25 protein-coding genes are annotated in these 23,855 nt (G+C 53.3%); 17 read left to right on the forward strand and 8 right to left on the reverse strand.

Annotated elements, in window-relative coordinates:
- Window positions 1-178: 178 nt before the first annotated feature.
- Window positions 179-544 carry a MerR family transcriptional regulator gene (locus Q4544_RS07130; RefSeq protein WP_303504805.1) on the reverse strand — a complete coding sequence of 122 codons (366 nt, stop codon included), beginning with the start codon at window positions 542-544 and terminating at the stop codon, window positions 179-181.
- Window positions 545-630: 86 nt separating this feature from the next.
- Here Q4544_RS07130 and Q4544_RS07135 point away from each other — a divergent pair, with 86 nt between their 5' ends.
- Complete coding sequence (locus tag Q4544_RS07135) at window positions 631-891, forward strand: zinc ribbon domain-containing protein (protein ID WP_303504806.1); 261 nt, start codon at window positions 631-633, stop codon at window positions 889-891.
- Between the two features lie 105 nt (window positions 892-996).
- Here Q4544_RS07135 and Q4544_RS07140 read toward each other — a convergent pair whose 3' ends face one another.
- A complete protein-coding gene (locus Q4544_RS07140) occupies window positions 997-1,878 on the reverse strand; it encodes a hypothetical protein (protein ID WP_303504807.1) in 882 nt (293 codons plus the stop codon).
- Between the two features lie 63 nt (window positions 1,879-1,941).
- Entirely contained in the window at window positions 1,942-2,823 is an 882-nt protein-coding gene (locus Q4544_RS07145) for a LysR family transcriptional regulator ArgP (protein WP_303504808.1), read from the reverse strand.
- An 86-nt stretch (window positions 2,824-2,909) separates the two neighbouring features.
- Here Q4544_RS07145 and Q4544_RS07150 point away from each other — a divergent pair, with 86 nt between their 5' ends.
- Together Q4544_RS07150 and Q4544_RS07155 are read left to right on the forward strand one after the other, a co-directional pair.
- Window positions 2,910-3,515, forward strand: coding sequence for a LysE/ArgO family amino acid transporter (locus tag Q4544_RS07150; RefSeq protein WP_303504810.1), 606 nt, complete (start codon window positions 2,910-2,912; stop codon window positions 3,513-3,515).
- Between the two features lie 21 nt (window positions 3,516-3,536).
- On the forward strand, window positions 3,537-4,439 hold the full coding sequence (locus tag Q4544_RS07155; RefSeq protein WP_407063033.1) for a DMT family transporter: 903 nt from the start codon (window positions 3,537-3,539) through the stop codon (window positions 4,437-4,439).
- Here Q4544_RS07155 and betI read toward each other — a convergent pair.
- Complete coding sequence (gene betI, locus Q4544_RS07160; protein ID WP_303504812.1) at window positions 4,436-5,023, reverse strand: choline-responsive transcriptional repressor BetI; 588 nt, start codon at window positions 5,021-5,023, stop codon at window positions 4,436-4,438. The genes Q4544_RS07155 and betI overlap by 4 nt on opposite strands.
- 141 nt (window positions 5,024-5,164) lie before the next feature.
- Here betI and betB point away from each other — a divergent pair, with 141 nt between their 5' ends.
- Together betB and betA are read left to right on the forward strand one after the other, a co-directional pair.
- Window positions 5,165-6,616, forward strand: a complete 1,452-nt coding sequence (gene betB, locus Q4544_RS07165) for a betaine-aldehyde dehydrogenase (protein WP_303504815.1) — start codon at window positions 5,165-5,167, stop codon at window positions 6,614-6,616.
- 35 nt (window positions 6,617-6,651) lie between these two features.
- The gene (betA, locus tag Q4544_RS07170; RefSeq protein WP_303504818.1) at window positions 6,652-8,307 is read left to right on the forward strand and encodes a choline dehydrogenase; all 1,656 of its coding nucleotides are present in this window, start codon (window positions 6,652-6,654) and stop codon (window positions 8,305-8,307) included.
- 4 nt (window positions 8,308-8,311) lie between these two features.
- Here the strand turns inward: betA and Q4544_RS07175 are convergent, their stop codons facing one another.
- The 3 genes from Q4544_RS07175 to Q4544_RS07185 all read right to left on the reverse strand — a co-directional run bounded on the left by Q4544_RS07175 (window position 8,312) and on the right by Q4544_RS07185 (window position 11,941).
- Window positions 8,312-9,121, reverse strand: coding sequence for an alpha/beta hydrolase (locus Q4544_RS07175; protein WP_303504820.1), 810 nt, complete (start codon window positions 9,119-9,121; stop codon window positions 8,312-8,314).
- 145 nt (window positions 9,122-9,266) lie between these two features.
- Window positions 9,267-10,667, reverse strand: a complete 1,401-nt coding sequence (locus Q4544_RS07180) for a short-chain fatty acyl-CoA regulator family protein (RefSeq protein ID WP_303504822.1) — start codon at window positions 10,665-10,667, stop codon at window positions 9,267-9,269.
- Between the two features lie 59 nt (window positions 10,668-10,726).
- The gene (locus tag Q4544_RS07185) at window positions 10,727-11,941 is read right to left on the reverse strand and encodes a multidrug effflux MFS transporter (protein WP_303504824.1); all 1,215 of its coding nucleotides are present in this window, start codon (window positions 11,939-11,941) and stop codon (window positions 10,727-10,729) included.
- Between the two features lie 190 nt (window positions 11,942-12,131).
- On the opposite strand from Q4544_RS07185, the gene Q4544_RS07190 reads away from it, so the two are divergent.
- From Q4544_RS07190 to Q4544_RS07225, 8 genes are all read left to right on the forward strand, one after another.
- Window positions 12,132-13,664, forward strand: a complete 1,533-nt coding sequence (locus Q4544_RS07190; RefSeq protein WP_303504825.1) for an acyl-CoA carboxylase subunit beta — start codon at window positions 12,132-12,134, stop codon at window positions 13,662-13,664.
- Window positions 13,665-13,704: 40 nt separating this feature from the next.
- Complete coding sequence (locus tag Q4544_RS07195; RefSeq protein ID WP_303504827.1) at window positions 13,705-14,115, forward strand: hypothetical protein; 411 nt, start codon at window positions 13,705-13,707, stop codon at window positions 14,113-14,115.
- A gap of 34 nt (window positions 14,116-14,149) precedes the next feature.
- Entirely contained in the window at window positions 14,150-14,509 is a 360-nt protein-coding gene (locus Q4544_RS07200) for a DUF6497 family protein (RefSeq protein ID WP_303504828.1), read from the forward strand.
- A 214-nt stretch (window positions 14,510-14,723) separates the two neighbouring features.
- Entirely contained in the window at window positions 14,724-14,867 is a 144-nt protein-coding gene (locus Q4544_RS07205) for a hypothetical protein (protein ID WP_303504830.1), read from the forward strand.
- Between the two features lie 153 nt (window positions 14,868-15,020).
- Window positions 15,021-15,332, forward strand: a complete 312-nt coding sequence (locus Q4544_RS07210; RefSeq protein WP_303504832.1) for a hypothetical protein — start codon at window positions 15,021-15,023, stop codon at window positions 15,330-15,332.
- A 75-nt stretch (window positions 15,333-15,407) separates the two neighbouring features.
- Window positions 15,408-15,767, forward strand: a complete 360-nt coding sequence (locus Q4544_RS07215; RefSeq protein ID WP_303504834.1) for a hypothetical protein — start codon at window positions 15,408-15,410, stop codon at window positions 15,765-15,767.
- 409 nt (window positions 15,768-16,176) lie between these two features.
- Window positions 16,177-16,386 carry a hypothetical protein gene (locus Q4544_RS07220; protein WP_303504835.1) on the forward strand — a complete coding sequence of 70 codons (210 nt, stop codon included), beginning with the start codon at window positions 16,177-16,179 and terminating at the stop codon, window positions 16,384-16,386.
- Window positions 16,387-16,512: 126 nt separating this feature from the next.
- A complete protein-coding gene (locus Q4544_RS07225) occupies window positions 16,513-18,543 on the forward strand; it encodes an acetyl/propionyl/methylcrotonyl-CoA carboxylase subunit alpha (protein WP_303504836.1) in 2,031 nt (676 codons plus the stop codon).
- Window positions 18,544-18,618: 75 nt separating this feature from the next.
- Here Q4544_RS07225 and Q4544_RS07230 read toward each other — a convergent pair whose 3' ends face one another.
- Window positions 18,619-19,074, reverse strand: a complete 456-nt coding sequence (locus Q4544_RS07230) for a DUF4174 domain-containing protein (RefSeq protein ID WP_303504838.1) — start codon at window positions 19,072-19,074, stop codon at window positions 18,619-18,621.
- A gap of 195 nt (window positions 19,075-19,269) precedes the next feature.
- On the opposite strand from Q4544_RS07230, the gene scpA reads away from it, so the two are divergent.
- The 4 genes from scpA to Q4544_RS07250 all read left to right on the forward strand — a co-directional run bounded on the left by scpA (window position 19,270) and on the right by Q4544_RS07250 (window position 23,837).
- Window positions 19,270-21,396 carry a methylmalonyl-CoA mutase gene (gene scpA / locus Q4544_RS07235; protein ID WP_303504840.1) on the forward strand — a complete coding sequence of 709 codons (2,127 nt, stop codon included), beginning with the start codon at window positions 19,270-19,272 and terminating at the stop codon, window positions 21,394-21,396.
- 238 nt (window positions 21,397-21,634) lie between these two features.
- On the forward strand, window positions 21,635-22,114 hold the full coding sequence (locus Q4544_RS07240; RefSeq protein WP_303504841.1) for a GNAT family N-acetyltransferase: 480 nt from the start codon (window positions 21,635-21,637) through the stop codon (window positions 22,112-22,114).
- Between the two features lie 38 nt (window positions 22,115-22,152).
- Window positions 22,153-22,833, forward strand: a complete 681-nt coding sequence (locus Q4544_RS07245) for a molecular chaperone DjiA (RefSeq protein WP_303504842.1) — start codon at window positions 22,153-22,155, stop codon at window positions 22,831-22,833.
- A complete protein-coding gene (locus tag Q4544_RS07250) occupies window positions 22,833-23,837 on the forward strand; it encodes an endonuclease/exonuclease/phosphatase family protein (protein ID WP_303504844.1) in 1,005 nt (334 codons plus the stop codon). The genes Q4544_RS07245 and Q4544_RS07250 overlap by 1 nt, the downstream gene beginning before the upstream one ends.
- Window positions 23,838-23,855: the final 18 nt, after the last annotated feature.

Genomic DNA, 23,855 nt, shown 5'->3' on the forward strand with positions numbered 1-23,855 from the left:
GATCAGCGGGTTTTTTGTTTTTGTGGAGCGGAAGGGGGATGTCCGCTAGGAGCGCAAATGTGACTGCTGTTGCGCTCTGCACGAATGTCCGCATCGGGAGCAGCACGCTTGCTATGGCTACGCTCAATCGAGCTTGTTTGGTCTTTCGAGATTGCTGCACAATATCAACGCCACCGCTTCAGTCTGTCTCGTAGGGCGCAATTTTCAATGCCTTTCGCGTTCTCTTCAAAACGTCTAGGAAACGCTCCGAGGCTGCAATTCGCTCTTCCGTTTCTCGAATTTTCTCATCCAAAAACATAAACCCATCAAAGTCGTCGCCATAAGCCGCATGAAGCTGTGATAGAAACACGGTCAAATCGCCGATCGACATTCCCGCTGCTTGAGCATCTCGAATGACCGAGATCGTCATCACTGCGTCTTCTGGGTAAGACTTGTAATTGTTCGCCGCCTCTCGTGCCTCACACTGCAAGAGGCCTTGTTTCTCATAAAACCGGATTGTGTCGCGGCTCACGCCCGATTTCTTAGATAGTTCGCCGATACGCATGTGATCACCCGAAAGAAAAGCATTGACTGTAATCCATGGTTTTAACACTATAGTTTTCAGTATCGATAAACAAGAGGAGTGATCCCATGGCTAAACACTGCCAAAGCTGCGGTATGCCCATGAACCGTGACCCAAACGGCGGCGGCACAGAAACCGATGGTAGCAAAAGCGAAACCTACTGCTCCATATGCTACGCAGATGGAGCGTTCCGGCATCCCGATGTCACCGTTACCGAGTTTCAAGCCTATTGCGTTGACGCCCTCGCCACGAAAGGCATGCCAAGGATAATGGCGTGGGCCTTCACCCGTGGCATCCCTAAGCTTGATCGATGGAAAAACGCGGCCTGATTTCCGTCAGCCGCATAAAGAATGAGTCCAAAAAGTTTACAAAAGGACGTTCAGCTAATTGAAGGGGACGGACCGCTCTGTCCGTATAGTCGACTATCTCAAACCCTAAGGCCTCGTCACCACTCCTGCGGTTTCAAGCTGCGTCCGGGTGGGGTACCAAATCGGCCCACGATCCATGGTGAAAACACGCTCTAGGAACCTGACATCAATCCCGCGGCTGACCAAGTATTTTCGGTCCTCGGGGATTTCTTTGATGGTTTGGACGTTCGGCAGCAGTTGCTCAAAATCCAACCCATACCGGTGAAAGCCCAATTCAGCGCCCGGACCCAATGTGCGTTGGGTGCCTGCGACAAAGACCAATGTACAGCTCGCGCTGCATTCTTTGGCCACATGGGTATTTAGCCCGCGTTTTTGGATACGTCTCGCAAAGCTGCGCGCTTCGTATAAATTGCCACCCGGACTGTCCAGCGTTACAGTTTGCAGCGCTTGCGAGCGGTCCAACATCGGTTCTAGCTTACGCGCCATGCCGTCAGACATCACGCCAGAGAAAAACATCGTTTTTCCGTCTCGGGTCATGCTGACCTTAAAGCGGTCATCAAATGACGATTTGGATGATTGGGTATAAGACGACACAGGTTCTTTGACCGTGCGAGCGGCCATATCAACGCCTTGATACAGCAACCACCATTGCACAACCATCGCGATGCCCATCAGGCCAAAGAAGGTAAACCCAGAAACAACCGTCCAGAAATGCCCCGTTTGGCGCAGATGATCTGCCGCCACATTGCCAAACCGCATCAACTGCCAAACAAAGATGAACAGGTCACCCGCCAGCACAGCCGCCAAAGCGGGCAGGGCCAAAGGCTCTACATACGTCAGCCCATACATCGCCGCCGCGCATAGCACGCGCAAACCCAGCCCGGTAAACAGGAGGGCCCCCAGAAACGTGGGGCGCTGTATCGTGACAGATGTTGAAATGGCGCTCATCAGGGCTCCAGTCAGGCGCAGTTACAGTTGTCGTAGCGCTTAATCTGGCAGTCTGGTTGGGCGTCATTGTGGCAGGGATTTGCTCGCAGTATGACAAATTGCTTTGGTTAATTTGGCCAAAGCTGGCCCCAAAAGGCGGCTGGTTTGCCAATAAAGCGGCGTGTCATAACCCGAGTTCGGCAGGATTTCGACAAGCCGTCCCTCCTTGATATGCTCACGCACCATGATCTCTGGGTTCATGCCCCAACCCATCCCCAATAGTGACGCATCCACAAATCCCTGCGACGAGGCGAGGCTATGAAAGGGCGGATAAATATCCGGCCCCACATACTGCCGCAACCAAGCCAATTGCAGATCATCTTTGGTGTTAAACCGCAGCATTGGGGCCGCAGCCAAGGCCTCTGGCGTCGCGCCGTCTGGCAAATGCTTGGCACAAAACGCCGGGCTCGCCGTGGCCAAATACCGAAGCTTTCCCAAATACCGGCTGTCACATCCCGCAATTGTGTCGTCTTGCGCTGTGACCGCCGCCGCAACCTCGCCCTTGCGCAACAAATCAGACGAAAACGCCTGATCATCCAGGATCAGATCAAAGAACTGCCCGTCGATCGAGGCCAAAGGCCCCAAGAACCACGTCGCCAAACTATCGGCATTTACCGCAATCCGCAGCCGCGCACCCTTGTTCGGGGCAAGGTCACGCAACTGGCCAACGATCTGTTGCTCCATCGCGGCCACATGCTCTGCATGGGCTGCCAGCCGATTGCCAATATCGGTGCCCGTGCACGGCTGTGCCCGATACACCAAAAGCGTACCGACCCGTTCCTCAAGCGCCTTTAGCCGCTGCGAGACCGCAGATTGCGTCACGCCCAATTCATGGGCTGCGGCCTCAAAGCTACCAGTGCGCAGAATAGCGGCGAGGGTGGCGAGGTGGGGGTAATCAAACGTCATTAGAATGCCTAATGTTGGATCAGCTATTTTAATTTGTGTAATGACCCGCAGTTACGTAATCAAGGGCACAGTAAAAGGAGCAGCCCATGCAAGAGGCCTTGATTTCAGGATTTATCCTCAGCATCTCACTGATCTTGGCGATTGGATCGCAGAACGCCTTTGTGCTGCGACAAGGGCTGCGCGGGCAATACGTGCTGCCATTGGTGCTCACCTGTGCCATATCCGACGCCATTCTAATTTCCGCAGGTGTTGCCGGGTTTGGCGCGCTTGTATTGGCAGCCCCTTGGATTGTGACGCTCACGAAATGGGGCGGGGCGGTGTTTCTATTTGTCTACGGTGCAATAAACTTTCGATCCGCGCTAAAGGGAGGTGGTACGCTTGATGCAGCAGAAACCGGGGCCAGCGGCCTATGGGTTGCTGTGGGAACTTGCCTTTTACTGACTTGGGCCAACCCGCATGTCTACTTAGACACGGTGATCTTGCTCGGCGGCCTGTCTGCTCAATATGCACCGGCATGGGCCTTTGCAGTTGGCGCAAGCCTTGGCAGCTTGGTGTTCTTCTTTGCGCTGGGGTTCGGCGCTAGCCTATTGCGTCCGCTCTTTGCTTCAGCCCGCGCATGGCAGGTCTTGGATGTGATTGTCGGCCTGACAATGTGGCTGATCGCGATTTCATTACTCCTCGGTGCGGCTTAAAGCCTCGACATCCGGGACCGAATGCCAGCTTATGCGGGTATGACACAGGCCCAGACATTGGAAAAAGCAGACTCGCCCTTGCGCGGCATCTTTTGGATGCTCGTAACCGGGCTTTGCTTTGTGGCGGTCACAGCCCTGGTGAAAAGTCTCGACGGCAGGCTACCCGCCGCTGAATCCGCGTTTCTACGCTACATCCTTGGTGCAGTCTTTTTGATACCGATGTTCGGCGCGTTGATCCGATCAAAGCTGACAAAACGCCAGGTGTCGTTGTTTGGCCTGCGCGGTCTGGTACACGCATTGGGCGTGATCCTTTGGTTTTACGCGCTGGCCCGCATTCCGATCGCCGAAGTGACGGCCATGAACTATATGTCGCCGATCTATGTGACGCTCGGTGCGGTGCTGTTGTTGGGTGAACGATTGGCGATCCGTCGCATTCTGGCAGTCGGTGTGGCGTTCCTTGGGGCACTGGTCATTCTACGTCCCGGCTTCCGAGAGCTTGATCTAGGCCATTTTGCGATGATCGGCGCAGCGATTGGTTTTGCCATTGGTTATCTCATCGCCAAGAAACTGTCGGGCGAAGTGTCAGCGGCGGTTGTTGTCGGTATGCTTTCATTGATGGTCCCCATCGGGTTGGCACCAATGGCCCTGCTGAATTGGGTTACGCCCACGCTGTGGGAATTGGTTGTTCTGATGGGGGTGGCTTGTTTTGCGACTGCGGGCCATTACACCATGACAATGGCGTTTCAGGCAGCGCCCGTCAGTGTGACAATGCCTGTGCAGTTCCTACAACTCGTATGGTCCGTCCTATTGGGGGCGGTTTTCTTTGCAGAACCCCCTGACTTTTTCGTCATCCTTGGCGGGTTACTTATCGTGTCTGCCATCAGCTTCATATCTTTGCGTGAAGCGATGTTGAAACGCGCCTAACGAGCGACGTTGTCCAGCAACAAACCAACAAAGCGGCGCGCCTCGCTACGTGCCTGCGCGGGATCAAGCGGTTTCGCCGCCTGCGCGGCCTCTAGCCAAACACCGTCCATATAGCTTTGCAAAGCCTCTCGGACGGTTTCGCGTTGATGCTCTGGCACAAGATGGCGCAGTTCTGCACGGCAATGGCTTTGAACACGACGCCGGTTGATGCGGTGCAAACGGGACAATGACGTTGAATAGGGCGCATTCGCCCAAAACTGCATCCACAGGGAGCATTGCTCTATTTGAAACAATCGGTCGTCAAAATTGGCATCTACGACGGCCAGCAGCCGATCCCGAGCAGAAACGGACTGTTTTAGGCCCTTGATTGTCGACTCTTTCAAAATCGTCAAAAGGCGCAGCATGGTTGCTTCCATCAGGCGATCTTTGGAGCCGAAATAGTAGTTGATGCTCGCCGCCGACGCATCTGCCTCGGCCGCAATTTCTGCCATAGTCACAAGCGCATAGCCCTTGGCATGCACCGCCCGAATAGTGGCATCAATCAGTTCTTCGTTGCGAATGTCGCGAATTTTCTTTCTGCTCATGCGGCGCAGTTTCTATGCCAGCCAAAAAATTGCAATCCTGATATTCGCTAAAAAACTTAAATGATCATTTAAGTTTTTGTTTGAGGGGGCAGCAAATTACTGCAATATGGGCGCTGAACTATGTATCCAAGGGCTTAACCGATGAAACTGCAACCAACTGCCAGCCATTTTATTGATGGGGCCTATGTCGAAGATAAAGCAGGCGCGCCGATCCAAGTGATCTATCCGGCGACCGGCGAAATCATGGCAACGGTTCATGCGGCAACGCCTGATTTGATCGAAAAGGCCATTGTTGCGGGCAAACGCGCGCAAAAGGAATGGGCCAAGCTAACGGGTACAGAGCGTGGACGCGTCCTGCGTCGTGCAGCGGACATCATCCGCGATCGTAATCACGAGCTTTCTGTGCTGGAAACCTATGATACCGGCAAGCCGTTGCAGGAAACCTTGGTTGCCGATGCCACCTCTGGCGCGGATGCTTTGGAATACTTCGGCGGCCTTGCAGGCAGCCTGACTGGCGAGCATATCCCAATGGGCGAAGACTGGGTGTACACGGTCCGCGAACCACTGGGTTTGTGTGTTGGTATCGGTGCGTGGAACTACCCAACTCAAATCGCCTGCTGGAAAGCAGCTCCTGCGCTGGCCTGTGGCAATGCGATGATCTTTAAGCCATCCGAAACCACGCCTCTGTGCGCCTTAAAAGTCGCGGAAATCCTGATCGAAGCTGGCGCGCCAGCGGGGCTGTTCAACGTCTTACAAGGCATGGGCGAAGTGGGTGGTGCATTGGTCACCGATCCCCGCGTCGACAAAGTGTCGCTGACAGGCTCTGTGCCAACCGGCAAAAAAGTCTACGCAGCGGCCGCGGCGGATATGAAACACGTCACCATGGAACTCGGCGGGAAATCCCCACTGATCATCTTTGACGACGCCGACATCGAAAGCGCCGTCAGCGGTGCGATCAACGCGAACTTCTATTCCTCTGGTCAGGTTTGTTCGAACGGCACCCGCGTCTTCGTGCAAAAAGGCATCAAAGAAGCCTTCCTCGCACGCCTCGCCGAACGCCTCAAGGGCGCAGTCATGGGCGATCCACAGGATGAAAAGGTGAACTTCGGACCTATGGTTTCTGAACGTCAGATGGACATCGTGCTGGGCTACATCGAAAAAGGCAAAGCCGAAGGTGCACGCATCGTGTCCGGCGGCAACCAAGTTGAATGCGCCGGGTTCTTCATCGAACCCACCGTTTTCGCCGACGTGCAGGATGACATGATCATCGCCCAAGAAGAGATCTTTGGCCCTGTCATGGCCGTCCTCGACTTCGAAGAAGAAGCAGACGTCATCGCCCGCGCCAATGACACCGAATTCGGCCTTGCCGCCGGTGTTTTCACTCGCGACCTTAGCCGCGGCCACCGCGTTGTCGGCGCACTCGAGGCGGGCAGCTGCTTTATCAACTCCTACAACGATGCCCCGGTCGAAGCGCCCTTTGGCGGTGTCAAAGCCAGTGGCGTCGGCCGTGAAAACAGCAAAGAAGCCATCCAACACTACAGCCAAGTCAAATCCGTTTACGTCCGCATGGGCGATTGCGAAGCGGCGTTTTAAACGCCCCTCGGCCATTTGCGTGAAGTGAGAGAGCTATGAGAGCAGATTACGTCATCGTCGGAGCAGGCTCCGCAGGCTGTGCCTTAGCCTACCGCCTGTCCAAATCAGGCAAACAGGTTTTGGTTGTGGAACACGGCGGCACCGATGCCGGTCCCCTGATCCAAATGCCAGCAGCCCTCAGCTATCCGATGAATATGTCGATGTACGATTGGGGCTACAAAACCCAACCGGAACCACATCTGGATGGCCGCCAATTGGTCACCCCACGCGGCAAAGTCATCGGCGGCTCTAGCTCGATCAACGGCATGGTCTATGTGCGCGGTCACGCGGGCGACTATGACCATTGGCAAGATAGCGGCGCGAACGGCTGGTCCTACGCAGATGTGCTGCCATACTTCAAACGCATGGAAAATTGGCACGCCAGCGGGCAGGGCGGTGATGCCTCTTGGCGCGGCGACGACGGCCCGCTGCACGTCACCCGTGGCCCACGCGACAATCCTTTGCACAACGCCTTTGTCGAGGCCGGCCGGGAGGCAGGCTACCCGGTCACAGACGACTACAACGGCCACCAACAAGAGGGCTTCGGCCCGATGGAAATGACCGTCTGGAAAGGTCGCCGCTGGTCCGCTGCCAACGCATACCTGAAGCCCGCCCTAAAACGCGACAACTGCAACCTAATCCGCGGCTTTGTGCGCCGTGTCATCATCACAGATGGCCGCGCCATAGGTGTGGAAATCGAGCGCGGCGGTAAGATTGAGGTTGTTCAAGCCAACCAAGAAGTCATCCTATCGGCCAGCTCGCTGAATTCGCCGAAAATCTTGATGTTGTCGGGGATTGGCCCCGCCGCGCATCTAGCAGAACACGGCATTGATGTCGTCGCAGATCGCCCCGGCGTCGGCCAAAACCTGCAAGATCACCTAGAGCTTTATCTGCAAATGGCCTCTAGCCAGCCCATCACGCTCTACAAACATTGGAACCTGTTCAGCAAGGCAATGATCGGCGCGCAGTGGCTCTTTCTTAAATCTGGTCTTGGTGCCAGCAACCAGTTCGAAAGCGCAGCCTTTATTCGCTCTAAACCGGGCGTGAACTATCCAGATATCCAATATCACTTCCTTCCGATGGCAGTTCGTTACGATGGCAAAGCCGCAGCCGAAGGCCACGGTTTCCAAGCCCACGTTGGCCCAATGCGCAGCCCATCCCGTGGCGCCGTCACTTTGGCCAGCGCCGACCCAAAAGACGCGCCAAACATTCTGTTCAACTACATGTCGACAGAACAAGATTGGGAAGACTTCCGCCGCTGCATTCGCCTAACCCGCGAGATTTTTGGCCAAGAGGCGTTTAAGCCCTTCGTCAAACACGAAATCCAGCCAGGCGAAGATTTACAAACAGACGAAGAGCTAAATGGTTTTATCCGCGAACACGTCGAAAGCGCGTTTCATCCCTGTGGCACCTGCAAGATGGGTGCCGCGGATGACGCGATGAGCGTGGTTGATCCTGAGTGTCGTGTGATTGGTGTTGATGGTTTGCGGGTCGCGGATAGCTCGATCTTCCCGCGCATCACCAACGGCAACCTGAATGGTCCGTCTATAATGACAGGCGAAAAAGCAGCTGATCACATCTTGGGCCGTGCATTGCCACGTTCAAACGCAGAACCTTGGATGCACCCACAATGGGCGAACGCACAGCGCTAGGCCCTTAGTGCTGATCAATAAACCGCCACAGCTTTGGCAAAGTGTCGCTCCGCCACAGATCGGTGTGACCTGCATCTTTCACGCTTAGCAGGGTCTTGGGTGTGCTAGGTGCCGCGTCATAGACGGCCCTACCTTGCGCATGGGGGATCAGCTCGTCCGCTGTGCCGTGCATCACCAGCAACGGCATATCCAATGCCGTCGCCGCGCGTGTTTCTGATGGCCATTGGCTTTCAAACGTATCGACTAGTGTTGCAACACTTGGATAATGATGCTCTGCCAACGCCTGTAGCGAAGCAAAAGGCGCCTCCAAAATCACGGCATCTAACGATGTGTCCGGATCATCCGCCAAAGCTATCGTCACGGCTGTTCCCAAGCTCTCGCCATAGGCCACCAATGCGCCGGATAGGGGAACGTCCAAATCGCCAGCTCTTAACATCTGATAAATGCGGCGCGCGTCTAGAATCAGTGCCTCTTCATCTGGGCTGCCCGAACTCCCCGAACTTCCCCGATACGCCGGTGCGACGATCCCATAGCCGCGATCCATGAACCGGCGAAACCGCCCCGCGCGACTCGCCAGGTTTCCGGCGTTGCCATGAAAATACAAAACGGTTGGTTTGCCAGATTTTGCAGGTGTAGTCCAAACCACAAGCGCTTCGTCGTTCACTTGGACAATCTGTTCGTTAACACCGTTTAACCCTGCATCGATCGGTGCCACCTGTCGCGGGTCAAACGGGTAGAGGATCAGCCGTTCTGCCCAACCGCCGAAGGCTGCAAAGGCAACGAACCCCAACGCTGCCAAAAGAAATAGACGCACAAGAAGACTCCGGTTTTTGGATCAGTGTAGCGGATCAAAATTCCCGAAAGAGGGGAAAGATTTGCCCTAAATACCAATCGTACGTTTCGGCCCTCGAAACGTACGAATTGTACAATTCGCAAATTTGATTCAAATTTTTTGCAAACTACCCAACTTCATAGGGCAAGACACCGCGTTCGTTCTCTTGAATGGTCAGTTTGCGTTCTAGCGGCGGCACTGATCGCTGGTGGCAATTGGTCCGCTCGCAGATACGGCAAGAGATACCGATTGGTTCAAAGGATGCGACGTTGGACGTATCCATGTTGTCGGCATAGACTAGCTGATCCAAGTGTTTGATTTCACAGCCTAAAGCGATGGCGTATCGCCGCACCGGTGCCCCGTAATGGCCACCAGATTTTGACACGTTTCGCGCCAAAGAAAAGTAGCGAACCCCATCAGGCGTTTCCGCCAGCTGCCGCAAAAACCGCCCCGGCGTTTCAAAGGCCCGATGCACGTTCCACAACGGACACGCCCCCCCAAACCGCGCAAATTGCAAGCGCGTCGCAGAATGCCGCTTTGTAATCGTGCCAGCTTGATCAACCCGCACAAAAAAGAACGGAACCCCTTTTTGGTGGGGGCGCTGCAAAGTGGACAGGCGATGCGCCACTTGTTCAATGGATGCGCCAAATTGCGTGGCCAGTATTTCTAGGTCGTGGCGCGTGTCTTGGGCGGCTTTCAGGAACTCTGTGTATGGCATGGTTGCCGCCCCGGCGAAGTAATTCGCAAGGCCAATTTTGGCAATTTGACGGGCGGAATCTGATTGAAAACGCGCCAAGTCCAATGTGGCCTCAAGTAAAGAATTTCGTTGTAAAAGAGCGACTTGCAGCAAGAGTTGAAAGCTGCGGGTTTCTGGCGTGCTGAGACGAGAGAGGTGCAGGGTTTTGGTCTCTGGATCATAGCGCCGCAGAACGTCTAGCTCGCATAATTTTACGGTGATCCCAATGTGACTGAGGGCGTCGATTGCGGCATTCGTGATCCCACCTTTGGCCGTCGCATTTGCCGCGAAACTCTCGGCGGCATGGTCTACTGCGTCGATATAGTTGTCGCAATAATGGAAGAAATCCCGCACCTCATCCCAAGGGCTCGGCTGCATCTGCACATCCTGCCGCCCCAACGCTTCATCCAAAGACGCCAATCTTTCATGCGTTTGCCGGTACGCGTGGTGCAACCTAAGAAACGCCCGCGCCAAAGCCGGCGCGTTTGACGCGGACAACCGTATATCGGCGAGGGGAACATCAGTCTCCGCAAGGATCGGATCCGCCAAAGCTTCGCGCATGTCACTAACAAGACGCTCAGAATCCCCTGTTGAAAGTTCCGTAACGTCGATCCCAAACTCTTGGGCAAGGGCCAAAACAACCGTCGTAGACACCGGCCGGTTGTTGTTTTCCATCTGATTCAAATAAGGCAACGAAACGCCAAGCTTCTCAGAAAACGCGCGTTGTGTCAGCGAGACGCGATTGCGAATTTCCCGCAGTTTTGCACCAGCATAGAGCTTTTGCGTGGCCATATCTGAATTCCTTTGCAAGTTAGCAATGTGCCCAGCATAGCTTTGCAAAGTTGGTTTTTCTAGCCCTCGATCCGTCGCTCACGTCGCATTACGATTAAGATTGAGATAACGCCAAGTGCGGAGGAAATCAGCATCAACCAGAGTAGGGGAAAGGCGCCGGTTTCAGGGGTTAGCAGAATGCCCGCAATGGCTGACAGTATAGCGCCAATTCCGATCATCATTGCGCCTGTTAGGCCTGATGCAGTGCCTGCTAAGTGAGGTCGGACAGATAATGCGCCGGATGTCGCGCTTGGAATGACCAGCCCGTTTCCTAAGCCAACGAGCGTCATAAAGCCGAAAAAACTGAGCGGTGAGCCAAAGCCAAGTTCGAAAATAATTAAAGAGATCAGAAGGCCAAGCGCGTTAATGATACAGCCCCAAAAAACCATCCGGTTTATGCCGATTCGTGCCGATACTACGCCCGTTATGAAGTTGCCGAGAAAGTAGCCAATCGCAGGTGCTCCAAAGTAAAAGCCCAAAACCGATGGGTCCATTTGAAAGAGTTCGGTTCCAACAAAAGGAGCGCCGCCAAGATAGGCGAAAAACGAACCAGAGCAGAAAGCGGATGCCAACGTATACCCCCAAAACCGTGGGCTGGTCAGTAATTCTGGATATTCTTTGAACTGAGCAACCAAGCTTTTGCCGCTTACGGTTTTGGTTTCCCCGACGTCCTGCCAAACGACAAGATAGGTGAAGGCGCCTAAGCCAAATAAAATCCAGAAATTGCCCTTCCATCCAAAGGCTTCTTCGATAAGGCCGCCGAAAGCTGGACCCATCATTGGAATAACTGACATGCCCATGGTCACATAGCCGATCATTGATGCGGCCTTGTCCGTTGGGTAAACGTCGCGGACCACAGCCCGAGACAGAACCATGCCAATGGCCATAACGGCCTGCGCCATTCGGAATATCAGAAAGACTGTGGCGTTCGGTGCGAATAGGCAACCGAGCGTTGCAAGCATAAACAAGATAAGCCCCCAAAGCATCACGGGGCGACGGCCAACTTTGTCTGATATTGGCCCGATGAGGATCTGTAAGCCTGCGCTAAACCCTAAATAGACGGCGACGGACAACTGCATGATGCTGTAGTCCGTTTCAAAGTATTCCGCCATGCCGGGGAGGCTGGGCAGGAAGATATTCATGGTCAGCGCACTGACGCCCGCCAATAAAATAAGGGTAGAAATGTGAGGCGGAGTCGCGCGGTCTAAATACCGTGCCGCTGTGCTTTGTGTCATGATGATAGTCGTACGCTTTGAATTTATGCCTGTCTATCGTCCGAGAGGGCAATTTGAACTAAACGGTTTAATTTTAGCAAATTTGCAATTATCATTTGAGGTATATGCAATGGTTTGCAAATTTGCTGAATAAAGCTTTATTTGTAGGCGTGAAATTGGCTAGGGTGCCTCAAATCCAAGGGGACCCGTGATGAAAGATATTCTTCAAGAGCTCGAAGATCGCCGTGCCGATGCCCGTCTGGGCGGTGGTCAGCGCCGTATTGATAGTCAGCATGCAAAAGGAAAACTAACAGCACGAGAGCGTGTTGAATTGCTGCTGGATGAAGACAGCTTTGAAGAATTCGACATGTTCAAGTCGCATCGCTGTACTGACTTTGGGATGGAAAAGCAGAAAGCTGCTGGTGACGGTGTGGTTGTCGGTTGGGGCACAATCAATGGCCGGATGGTCTATGTGTTCTCTCAAGACTTTACTGTCTTTGGCGGGTCCTTGTCGGAAACGCACGCGGAAAAAATATGTAAAATCATGGATATGGCGATGCAAAATGGCGCGCCTGTGATTGGGATCAACGATTCTGGCGGTGCGCGTATCCAAGAAGGTGTTGCGTCTTTGGCGGGGTACGCTGAAGTGTTCCAACGCAATGTCATGGCCTCAGGTGTGGTTCCGCAGATCTCTGTGATCATGGGCCCATGTGCTGGTGGCGCTGTGTACTCGCCAGCGATGACCGACTTCATCTTTATGGTGAAAGACACATCTTACATGTTCGTCACCGGTCCAGATGTTGTGAAGACTGTGACCAACGAAGTTGTCACAGCAGAAGAGCTTGGCGGTGCGTCAACACACACCAAGAAATCGTCGGTAGCCGATGGCGCTTTCGAAAACGATGTTGAAGCCCTGGCAGAGGTGCGCCGTTTGGTTGATTTCTTGCCATTGAACAACAAAGAAAAGCCGCCGGTGCGTCCGTTCTTTGATGAGCCTGGTCGTATTGACGAAAGCCTTGATACATTGGTGCCTGAAAACGCCAACACGCCTTATGACATGAAAGAACTCATCACCAAGATGGCGGATGAGGGTGATTTCTACGAAATCCAAGAAGACTTTGCCAAGAACATCATCACCGGCTTTATTCGCCTTGAAGGTCAGACTGTTGGTGTTGTGGCTAACCAACCAATGGTTTTGGCGGGTTGTTTGGACATCGACAGCTCGCGCAAGGCGGCACGGTTTGTCCGGTTCTGTGATTGCTTTGAAATTCCAATCCTGACGCTGGTGGATGTTCCGGGCTTTTTGCCGGGCACGTCACAGGAATATGGCGGGGTTATCAAACACGGTGCGAAGCTGTTGTTCGCCTATGGCGAAGCCACTGTTCCAAAAGTGACCGTTATTACGCGTAAAGCCTATGGCGGTGCGTATGACGTTATGTCTTCTAAGCATTTGCGCGGTGATTTTAATTACGCATGGCCAACTGCGGAAATCGCGGTGATGGGCGCAAAAGGGGCGACAGAGATTATTCACCGTGCGGATCTGGGGGATGCTGAGAAAATCGAACAGCACACCAAGGATTACGAAGACCGTTTTGCGAACCCATTTGTGGCCGCAGAGCGTGGCTTTATTGATGAGGTTATCATGCCGCATTCGACACGTCGTCGTGTTAGCCGTGCGTTTGCGTCCTTGCGGAACAAGTCGCTGACTAACCCGTGGAAGAAACACGACAACATTCCGTTGTAAGCCCAAAGGGTAGGGGGCTGTCTGCCCCCACCGGCGAAACATGGTTTCGCCTTCCCCCGAAGGTATTTTGATCAAGAACAAAGGCGAGAGTTTGGCCCGTAGTCATTGGCATATCCTAAGAGACGAAACATCCGTCACGGTGACCCGGCGTTTGCCGGCGCGGTTTGATGTTTTTGTCGAGACGCGGATGCCTCTGGGGCGCAAGCTGCGTATTGCGCATCAGGTTCGTCAGGATATGTGGCGGGCTTTGCAGGATTTGCGGGGCTTTGCACCGTTGGTTCAAGTAACGCAGATTGAAGACGCGCTGATTGTTAAGGCTGGCGGTCAATTCGCCGGGAAATTCCCGCGTCAGTATGTATTGGACAAATTGGCCGTTTTGTTAGCCGATCCTGAAAAACGTGCCCGTTGGGTGCGATTTTCTAAAAACCGTGAGGCTGTTTCTAATGGCTAAATGGTCGAAAATTGCCGTGTTTGGAGGGGCTCTTATGAGCGCGGCTGCGGCTGGGGCTTTGGAGGAAGTTCCAGCCGTACCCTCCGGTCATTCACTGACTCTTCAAGAGGTCCTGGTTGATCAAGCTACGGAGCAATCTGTTTTGAGATTGCGCTATGTTATGCCTGCCATTGCGGAAAAATCGCTTGGCTACAATGATCTTTTGGCTGACTTTGAGCACCTGTGTGAAACGCAAGCTGTGCCCGAAGCACTGGCCCAACCGACTCCTATTCAGCAGATCGTCATCTCGCTTTCTGACCAAGAAACCGAATTTGGGGTGTCAAACCCTGATGCGACCCAGTATTTCGAGGCATTCAACCTCGAAACTGACATCTGTATCTGGGAGGGTTTTTAATGCAGCCACTAGATGTTGCGGCACTTACTTTGCGTCGGCAAAGTTTTGCGACTTTCACGCCACAACGCCTGCGCGAGACGCGCGGTGCGTTTCTTTTTTCGTTTCTTTCCGGTAGCCTCCGCGGTGGGTATTCCCAAGATACCTCGTACCCACCTAAGGGGCAGGCAGAGCCAACGTGTTCTGTTTTCAACGAAAAGAAAATTAGGAGAGACAGATGTCTAAGAGCATCAAAACATTGCTTGCGGTTGGCCTCGTTGCCTTCATCGCAGCCTGTGCAAAAGAACCAGTTGAAGAGTTCGTGGTCGTTGACCCAGAGCCAATCTCAACTGAGCCAACTTACACCGGCAAATACAAATAATTCTGATCGGGGGCAGCTACCCGCTGCCTCCGGTTCTTTCGCCATTGGCGAAGCGCGCTCCGTTCAGCGCATTTCTACACCCTTTGATATACTGGCAGTTGAGCCGCATTTGGCCTTTAATCGTTCTACTTTGAACGAGGGAGGACCAGAACATTGCAACGCTTCTTTGCAAGCATATCCACGTTGGTCTTTGTTGCGGCCTGTGCTGCGCAACCAGAACCGGAGCCTATCCGGGGTGAACCAACCTACGACAAATTCGGCAACTACGAATGCGATGTCATTCCGGGAACAAACACTTGTATCCCGCCGGACGACGAAGAGCCGTGTTTGCTGCCAGATGGGTCGCCAGCCCCTCCGGGCTACATCTGCCCGCCAGATGGCGGACGCGATCCGGGTGACGACGACAGCTCGACCTCTGGTGGGGGCCGTCCGACCGGCACACCGGGAACACCCGGACGACCATAACGCGACTTGTGATCTAACGCTGCGCGCGCACGCCGCGCGCAGCGCTTTGTCTTCTATGAAAGTGGAGGGCTTAGCATGATTAAGCATCGTGGCTTCCCCGGACGTCTACCGGGGACTGATTTCCAGTTTGTCATTCGTCGCCCAAATCCACGCGGTGTGACGGCGATTACGCGTCGTGAACGCTATAAAGATCGTAAGCCTGCAGATCGTCGGGCGGATGCTGGATTTATGAAAGCGTTGTGGGAGTGTTTCGGTGAAGAAACATTCGAGCGCGGCAATCTTGATGCGGGCCGTTTAAGTTGGCTGTTCGGCCGCGAGGTCGTTCCGGCCGAAGACCCGTTTGACCCAGAAAGCTATGAGGCTCTCCTTAGGATTGAGGAAGCCGTTGCACGATCTTCGTTCCCCGAAGCTTTCGAGGAAGACGACTGGTCATGACAGTATCTCAGCTAAATCCCGCGCAAACATGCCAAAGATATGCGTTACAGGCGATCTGTAGCGGCGTTTCTTTGCCTATGTTTGATAAAAATGCGCGGGATGGTGCTGAGATTAACGGTTTGGCAACCATGAAGGTTGCAGAGTTCAGTACACGCGAAAATAGTAACGGTATGACATCAGCGGCGACCCCCAATGATGTCTGTAACAGTGTATTCCGTTACCCTTCCCCAAGCAGGTGGTCCGACGATGTCCCCTTTGGACCACCTGCGCCTACTCCTTATTTTATTGGTCAATGCGTGCATGCGCGAGGCTTTGCCGAAACTCGGTTAAGCCGCACTGTGCAATTGCGCCCGTCGCGGTCTCTGCGATGCTGGCGCCAGCAAAACCAAACCAAAAAGGGCACAGGCATATGCGCTACTTCAAGATTGCAACGATACTCGTCATCTCAGCGGGCAGCCTTGCGGCCTGCGGTGACACCCCATTGGAACAAGGCGTGCTTGGCGCAGGGGCAGGGGCCGGAGCGGCCATTGTCACTGGCGGTAATGCCAAGACAGCTGCCGTTATCGGTGGCCTTGGGAACTTGGCATATTGCCAGACCTACCCAAGCCGTTGCAACTGATCTGAACTCCACCGCTTTCGAGCGGTCTACCATGAATGCAACCATCAAGGCCTTTGGCTTTGGTGGTTTTTTTGTTGCTGACGTCCGCGCAAATGCCTGCGGATACCACACTAGAAGGGACATCTAATGTTCAACAAGATCCTGATTGCCAACCGAGGTGAGATCGCCTGCCGTGTCATGAAGACTGCGAAGAAAATGGGGATTTCGACGGTCGCCATTTATTCAGACGCTGACAAAAACGCCCTTCATGTGAAAATGGCTGATGAAGCGATCCACATTGGTCCGGCACCTGCGAACCAATCTTATATTGTGATCGACAAAGTGATGCAGGCGATCCGGGAAAGTGGCGCGCAAGCGGTGCATCCGGGTTACGGTTTCTTGTCAGAAAACGCGAAGTTTGCTGAAGCTTTAGCGGCAGAGGGCGTTGCCTTTGTTGGCCCACCAGTCGGTGCGATTGAAAGCATGGGGGACAAGATTACCTCTAAGAAAATCGCACAAGACGCGGGTGTTTCGACTGTTCCTGGATACATGGGATTGATCGAAGACGCGGAAGATGCGGTCAAAATTTCCAACGAAGTTGGCTATCCTGTCATGATCAAAGCCTCTGCCGGTGGCGGTGGTAAAGGTATGCGGATTGCGTGGAACGATGATGAAGCGCGCGAAGGTTTTCAGTCTTCTAAAAACGAAGCGGCCAATTCCTTTGGCGATGACCGGATTTTCATCGAAAAATTCGTCACACAGCCGCGTCACATTGAAATTCAGGTTCTGTGCGATGCGCATGGGAATGGCATATATTTGGGCGAGCGCGAATGCTCTATCCAACGTCGGAACCAAAAGGTTGTTGAAGAAGCACCATCGCCTTTCCTTGACGAAGAAACACGTCGTGCAATGGGTGAACAGTCTGTCGCCCTGGCACAGGCTGTGGGCTATGCCTCTGCAGGTACAGTTGAGTTCATCGTGGATGGCGATAAAAATTTCTACTTCCTTGAAATGAATACACGTTTGCAGGTGGAACACCCTGTGACCGAGCTGATCACTGGTGTCGATTTGGTTGAACAGATGATCCGCGTCGCAAATGGCGAGCCGCTGACCATCACGCAAGACGACGTAACGCTGACTGGTTGGGCGATTGAAAACCGTCTGTATGCCGAAGACCCATATCGTGGTTTCTTGCCTTCGATCGGTCGATTGTCTCGCTACCGTCCACCAGCTGAAACAGCGGCATACTTGCCGGGCGTTGCTGCGGGTGACGCGGGTGAAGTTGTTGTTCGCAACGATACTGGCGTCTTTGAAGGCGGCGAAATCTCAATGTATTACGATCCGATGATTGCCAAGCTTTGCACATGGGCACCGACCCGCGAAAAGGCGATTGAGGCGATGCGGGTTGCATTGGATAGCTTTGAAGTTGAAGGCATTGGTCACAACCTGCCGTTCCTGTCAGCGGTTATGGATCACGAGAAATTCGTGTCTGGCCAAATGACCACTGCTTTCATCGAAGAGGAATTCCCAGACGGGTTCCAAGGTGTTGCGCTACCCGAAGCCGATTTGAAGCGGATTGCTGCGGCGACTGCTGCCATGCATCGTGTTGCGGAAATTCGTCGTACACGCGTATCGGGCCGTATGGACAACCACGAACGTCGCGTTGGCGAAGATTGGGTTGTGACACTACAAGGTGTTGAACACGCATTGAAAATTGATGCGGATAAGGATGGCTCGACCATCACGTTCGACGATGGATCGTCGATGCGAGTGGCAAGTGAATGGACGCCGGGCGACCAATTGGCCAACGTTGATGTTGATGGCGCTCCACTGGTTCTAAAAGTCGGCAAAATCTCTGGTGGTTTCCGCATTCGGAACCGTGGTGCGGACCTTAAAGTGTTTGTTCGTACACCTCGCCAGGCCGAGCTGGCTAAACTGATGCCAGAGAAGGTCGCGCCTGATACGTCCAAGATGCTTCTTTGTCCAATGCCGGGTTTGATCGTCAAAGTTGACGTCGAAGTTGGTGATGAAGTTCAAGAAGGTCAGGCGCTGTGCACTGTAGAAGCCATGAAAATGGAAAACATTCTGCGTGCAGAGAAAAAATCGGTTGTGGCCAAAATCAACGCAGGTGCTGGAGATAGCCTTGCTGTTGACGATGTGATCATGGAATTCGAGTGATCCAGTGATTGGGTTTGGGCGCCATAACAACAGCGAAGGCAGTCATTGGCTGCCACGCTCTGCAGGGCGCCCAAGCTATTGCGTTACTGTTTCTCGACGGTCGCGGACTTCTTGCTGGCGCGATGGCAGCTTGTCGATAGATCGTGAGATTTCGCGCACGCTCCATGGGAAGGGTTTGCGTAAATACACTGTGCCGTCTTTGCTCATAAGAACCATCATGAAGCCACGCGGGCGCAGCTTTTTGCGCAAAGCAGATTTGCCTTCCGGGTTCGCGTCAGTCAACACAATGACATCACGGTCCCGTAGGTCGTCTGGCAAAGCGTTCAGCAACTCGAGCTGCTGGACGTACCGTGGATCGGCGGGGCTGTCAGAAAAGACAATGACCGGCCGGTTAATCCATAAATATTCGCTAATGTCTGCGGTTTCACCGTCGATGATCAGCGGGGGCTCAGCCGTTTCAACTTGTTCTTCAGCCGCTAATGCGGGGCCTATAAATATCGGCAAAACAAGGGCTAAGCAGAATCGTTTCATGTATCCCATGACTTTCAATATAGGCCATGATTGCGCGAATACGATGGCCCATCTCTGCTTGGGTACAGAAAATCTTTCGATTAACCGCTTTGGCTTGGTGCCAACAGTTCAAACAACAGCTTTCGATAGAAAAGACCAGGACGTCACAAGCCGCACTTAACGCGCATGGGCCCCTGATGATGAGAGGACGATACAATGACCACCAATGACGAATGGGCAAAGCTCGCCGAAAAAGAGTTGCGCGGACGTCCGCTCGAAGAGCTGACTTGGAATACGCTAGAGGGCATTCAGGTTAAACCACTGTACACCAAAGAGGATACAGATGGCCTTGAACATATGGGGTCGTTGCCGGGCTTTGGGCCGTTCACTCGTGGCGTGAAAGCGACCATGTATGCGGGCCGCCCATGGACTATTCGCCAGTATGCAGGTTTTTCAACAGCTGAAGAATCCAACGCCTTTTACCGCCGGAACTTGGCTGCGGGTCAGCAGGGTGTTTCGGTGGCTTTCGATCTGGCAACACACCGCGGCTATGACAGTGATCACCCACGAGTTGTTGGTGACGTTGGTAAAGCTGGCGTTGCGATTGATAGCGTTGAGGATATGAAAATCCTATTCGACGGTATTCCGTTGGATAAAGTGTCTGTTTCCATGACAATGAACGGCGCGGTTGTGCCGATCTTGGCTAGCTTTATTGTGGCCGGTGAAGAGCAGGGGCACGATAAATCCGTGTTGGCAGGGACCATTCAGAATGACATTCTGAAAGAGTTCATGGTGCGGAATACCTATATTTACCCACCAGAACCGTCGATGCGGATCATTTCTGACATTATCGAATACACCTCGAATGAGATGCCGAAGTTCAACTCGATTTCGATTTCTGGCTATCACATGCAAGAGGCCGGTGCGAACTTGGTCCAAGAGCTGGCTTACACGCTGGCTGATGGTCGCGAATATGTGCGTGCCGCAATCGAGGCGGGCATGGACGTTGATAAATTCGCGGGCCGCCTAAGCTTCTTCTTTGCAATTGGTATGAACTTCTTCATGGAGTCAGCGAAATTGCGGGCTGCGCGTTTGCTGTGGCACCGTATCATGACTGAATTTGGTGCGAAGTCTGAGCGTTCCAAAATGTTGCGTACGCACTGCCAAACCTCTGGCGTGTCGTTGCAGGAACAAGACCCATACAACAACGTCATCCGTACCGCCTATGAAGCGATGTCAGCGGCCTTGGGCGGCACACAATCCTTGCACACCAATGCGTTAGACGAAGCGATTGCCTTGCCAACTGATTTCTCGGCACGGATTGCGCGGAATACACAGTTGATCCTGCAAGAAGAAACAGGGGTCACCAATGTGGTCGATCCACTGGCTGGGTCTTACTACGTTGAAAGCCTGACCGACGAGTTGGCAACCAAAGCCTGGGAGCTGATCCAAGAGGTTGAAGAAATGGGTGGTATGACCAAGGCTGTGGCTTCTGGCATGCCGAAACTGCGCATCGAAGAAAGTGCTGCGCGCCGTCAGGCGATGGTTGACCGCGGTGAAGAAGTCGTTGTTGGCGTCAATAAGTACCGTTTGGACAAACAAGATCCGATTGATATTCTTGATGTAGACAACGTGGCCGTCCGAGAAAGCCAAGTTGCTCGTTTGAAAGAAATTCATGCGACCCGCGATCAAGCAGCCTGTGATGCGGCTTTGGCCGAACTTACACGCCGTGCCAAAGAAGGCGGAAATCTATTGGAGGCCGCAGTTGAAGCGGCCCGTCAACGCGCTTCGGTCGGGGAGATCAGCATGGCGATGGAAAAAGAATTCGGGCGTCACCGGGCAGAGGTTAAAACCTTGGCTGGCGTGTATGGCGCGGCTTATGAAGGTGACGAAGGCTTCGCCGCCATTCAGAAATCAATCGAGGACTTTGCCGAAGAAGAGGGCCGCCGCCCTCGGATGCTCGTGGTGAAGATGGGGCAGGATGGCCATGACCGTGGTGCGAAAGTTATCGCGACAGCCTTTGCTGACATTGGGTTCGACGTAGACGTTGGCCCGTTGTTCCAAACACCCGATGAAGCGGCACAGGACGCGATTGACAATGACGTGCATGTCGTTGGTATTTCTTCGCAGGCGGCTGGTCACAAAACACTGGCTCCACAGCTGATTGATGCGCTTGCCAAAAATGATGCGAGTGAGATTATCGTTATTTGTGGCGGTGTTATTCCGCAGCAAGACTATGAGTTTTTGCAGAATGCAGGCGTTAAGGCAATCTTTGGTCCGGGCACTAATATTCCAGAAGCCGCGCAGGATATTTTGTCAATTATTCGCGAGAGCCGTAAATAAGATTTTGGAAACGATTTTGTTAAACGGGCTGCCCTTGGGCGGCCCGTTTGCGTTTTTGGTAACATGTAACGATCAGTGAGTTATTGGAAATATGGCCATTTAAGGTCTTTGACGATCAACGTCAGTTTCCGATGCCGCTATGCTGAGTTCGCTTGATGGTGTTTTATGTTGCTGTTCTAAAGGTGATGACTGGTCGCAACGTTCTGTGTGCCAAGACACTTTGTTTAAGGAGGCAGGGATGAAGGTACGGCAGGCGCGGGAAAGCGATGCGAGCGCGATTGTGCGGATTTGGAATATCGAAATTAGAACCGGCGTCAGTACGTTTAATTCGCAGGAAAAGACCGTTGATGAGATAATTGAACAAATCCAAACTCGAGGCGCAGCCTTTCAGATCGCGGAACATGCTGATGTGGTGATTGGCTTTGCGACATACTTTCCGTTTCGTAATGGCGTGGGGTATGCGTTCAGCAAAGAGCATACCATTTACCTTGATCCTGCAGCGCGTGGGTTAGGTGGTGGGCGTGCCTTGATGAAAGAGCTTTTGCAGATTGCAAAAGCGGATGGTGTTCATTCCCTGCTGGCAGGAATTGGCAGCGAGAATGCGGCAGGAGTCCGCTTTCATGCGGCTTTGGGCTTTGATGAGGTGGCGCGTGTGCCAGAGGTTGGCTACAAGTTCGGCCGATGGATGGATTTGATATTGATGCAGAAATTGCTTTGATCGGTGACTTTGTCGCTCTTGCGCCGTAGGATTACTTTATGTCGATTTGGATCAGAATAAACGATGCACTCTCTGCGTTGACACAGGGCGAAAGCCTTTCAGTCGTTTTTGAACGGCTGCGTGCGCCGCCGGAGCGGTCAGTTGCGTTTACAATTGCTGTTATTGCGCTAGGCGCCAAGATGGCAAAAGCCGATGGACAGGTTACGCGTGATGAAGTCACTGCGTTTCGTGAAGTGTTTCAAATTGCCGAAGCAGATGAGGCAGGGGCTGCGCGGGTCTTTAACCTTGCGCGTCAGGACGCTGCCGGTTTTGAAGAATATGCAAGGCGCATCCGAAATCTCTTTTCCGAAGATCACAGCTGTTTTTGTGACCTTATGGAGGGGCTGTTTCACATCGCTATGGCGGATGGGACGTTCCACCCCAACGAAGAAGCTTTCTTGGAGCGTGTGGCCGAAATTTTTGAAATGGCCCCGGCCAAATTTCAGGCGATCAAGACACGCTTTGTCCCAGATGCAGAACCCGACCCGTATACAGTGTTGGGGGTAAATCCACAGACACCACTGGACGAGGTGCGCAAGGTTTGGCGCAACTTGGTGAAGGAAACGCACCCTGATGCCATGATGGCACGCGGTGTGCCGCTTGAAGCCGTGAAAATGGCCGAAAAGAAGATGATTGACGTCAATCGTGCATGGGACGCCATCAATGGCAGGGCAGCTTAATGCGCCTTGCCACCTATAACGTTGAGTGGTTCGCAAATCTATTTGATGACGACGATCAATTGGTCAGGGATGACAGTTGGTCATCACGGCGGGATGTAACGAAAGCTCAGCAAGCGGATGCCGTAGCAGCGGTATTCAAGGCGATTGACGCAGATGCGGTCCTCGTGGTCGAGGCACCAGATCAACATAGCAAACGATCCGCTGTTGCGGCGCTGGAAAACTTTGCCTCGGCTTACGGTCTGCGAACACGCGAAGCGATCATTGGGTTTTCAAATGACACACAGCAGGAAATTGCTCTGCTGTATGATCCAGATGTGGTTACGGCGCGACATGCGCCTGTTGGAACCATTGAGGCTCCACGATTTGATCAAGAGTTTCACATAGATTTAGATGTGGATGAGCGGCAAGACACCGTTCAGTTTTCCAAACCTCCGCTCGAATTATTAATGCAGACGGCGAATGGTAATGAATTCCGATTAATCGGTGCTCATCTGAAATCAAAGGCACCTCATGGTGCGCGCAATGATCGTGAGGTGATGAAGATTTCCATCGCCAACCGTCGCAAGCAACTCGCGCAAGCCATCTGGTTGCGGCGCCGCATTGTTCACCATTTGCAAGCTGGCCAGTCGTTGATTGTTGCTGGCGATTTAAATGACGGCCCCGGTTTGGACGAATACGAAGACCTCTTTGGCCGGTCTTCGGTGGAAATCGTTATGGGAGAGCAGGGGCAGGATTGCCTGCACGACCCCCACGCACGCCTAGCCTTAGGGCGAAAATTGAATGCCCGACCAACAACGTCTCGGTTCTTTATCAAGAAAGAAAACAGGTACTTACAAGCCTTGCTGGATTACGTGATGGTATCTGCTGACCTGCGTGCCAAAGCGCCAAAATGGCGCATATGGCACCCATTTGATGACTATGAGTGTTTTCGCGATACAGAATTGCGGGACGCTCTTTTGACGGCATCAGACCATTTTCCTGTTACACTGAATATTGATCTTTGATTTTGGTTATCCATAAGG

The sequence above is a fragment of the Cognatishimia sp. 1_MG-2023 genome, assembly GCF_030548175.1.
In the GTDB taxonomy this organism is placed as follows: Bacteria; Pseudomonadota; Alphaproteobacteria; order Rhodobacterales; family Rhodobacteraceae; genus Cognatishimia.

Excerpts from the sequence above, each read along its gene's own strand:
- Q4544_RS07130 (WP_303504805.1), bottom strand. The coding sequence starts at position 544 with ATGCGTATCGGCGAACTATCTAAGAAATCGGGCGTGAGCCGCGACACA.
- Q4544_RS07135 (WP_303504806.1), top strand. The coding sequence starts at position 631 with ATGGCTAAACACTGCCAAAGCTGCGGTATGCCCATGAACCGTGACCCA.
- Q4544_RS07140 (WP_303504807.1), bottom strand. The coding sequence starts at position 1,878 with ATGAGCGCCATTTCAACATCTGTCACGATACAGCGCCCCACGTTTCTG.
- Q4544_RS07145 (WP_303504808.1), bottom strand. The coding sequence starts at position 2,823 with ATGACGTTTGATTACCCCCACCTCGCCACCCTCGCCGCTATTCTGCGC.
- Q4544_RS07150 (WP_303504810.1), top strand. The coding sequence starts at position 2,910 with ATGCAAGAGGCCTTGATTTCAGGATTTATCCTCAGCATCTCACTGATC.
- Q4544_RS07155 (WP_407063033.1), top strand. The coding sequence starts at position 3,537 with ATGCCAGCTTATGCGGGTATGACACAGGCCCAGACATTGGAAAAAGCA.
- betI (WP_303504812.1), bottom strand. The coding sequence starts at position 5,023 with ATGAGCAGAAAGAAAATTCGCGACATTCGCAACGAAGAACTGATTGAT.
- betB (WP_303504815.1), top strand. The coding sequence starts at position 5,165 with ATGAAACTGCAACCAACTGCCAGCCATTTTATTGATGGGGCCTATGTC.
- betA (WP_303504818.1), top strand. The coding sequence starts at position 6,652 with ATGAGAGCAGATTACGTCATCGTCGGAGCAGGCTCCGCAGGCTGTGCC.
- Q4544_RS07180 (WP_303504822.1), bottom strand. The coding sequence starts at position 10,667 with ATGGCCACGCAAAAGCTCTATGCTGGTGCAAAACTGCGGGAAATTCGC.
- Q4544_RS07185 (WP_303504824.1), bottom strand. The coding sequence starts at position 11,941 with ATGACACAAAGCACAGCGGCACGGTATTTAGACCGCGCGACTCCGCCT.
- Q4544_RS07190 (WP_303504825.1), top strand. The coding sequence starts at position 12,132 with ATGAAAGATATTCTTCAAGAGCTCGAAGATCGCCGTGCCGATGCCCGT.
- Q4544_RS07195 (WP_303504827.1), top strand. The coding sequence starts at position 13,705 with ATGGTTTCGCCTTCCCCCGAAGGTATTTTGATCAAGAACAAAGGCGAG.
- Q4544_RS07200 (WP_303504828.1), top strand. The coding sequence starts at position 14,150 with ATGAGCGCGGCTGCGGCTGGGGCTTTGGAGGAAGTTCCAGCCGTACCC.
- Q4544_RS07205 (WP_303504830.1), top strand. The coding sequence starts at position 14,724 with ATGTCTAAGAGCATCAAAACATTGCTTGCGGTTGGCCTCGTTGCCTTC.
- Q4544_RS07215 (WP_303504834.1), top strand. The coding sequence starts at position 15,408 with ATGATTAAGCATCGTGGCTTCCCCGGACGTCTACCGGGGACTGATTTC.
- Q4544_RS07220 (WP_303504835.1), top strand. The coding sequence starts at position 16,177 with ATGCGCTACTTCAAGATTGCAACGATACTCGTCATCTCAGCGGGCAGC.
- Q4544_RS07225 (WP_303504836.1), top strand. The coding sequence starts at position 16,513 with ATGTTCAACAAGATCCTGATTGCCAACCGAGGTGAGATCGCCTGCCGT.
- Q4544_RS07230 (WP_303504838.1), bottom strand. The coding sequence starts at position 19,074 with ATGAAACGATTCTGCTTAGCCCTTGTTTTGCCGATATTTATAGGCCCC.
- scpA (WP_303504840.1), top strand. The coding sequence starts at position 19,270 with ATGACCACCAATGACGAATGGGCAAAGCTCGCCGAAAAAGAGTTGCGC.
- Q4544_RS07240 (WP_303504841.1), top strand. The coding sequence starts at position 21,635 with ATGAAGGTACGGCAGGCGCGGGAAAGCGATGCGAGCGCGATTGTGCGG.
- Q4544_RS07245 (WP_303504842.1), top strand. The coding sequence starts at position 22,153 with ATGTCGATTTGGATCAGAATAAACGATGCACTCTCTGCGTTGACACAG.
- Q4544_RS07250 (WP_303504844.1), top strand. The coding sequence starts at position 22,833 with ATGCGCCTTGCCACCTATAACGTTGAGTGGTTCGCAAATCTATTTGAT.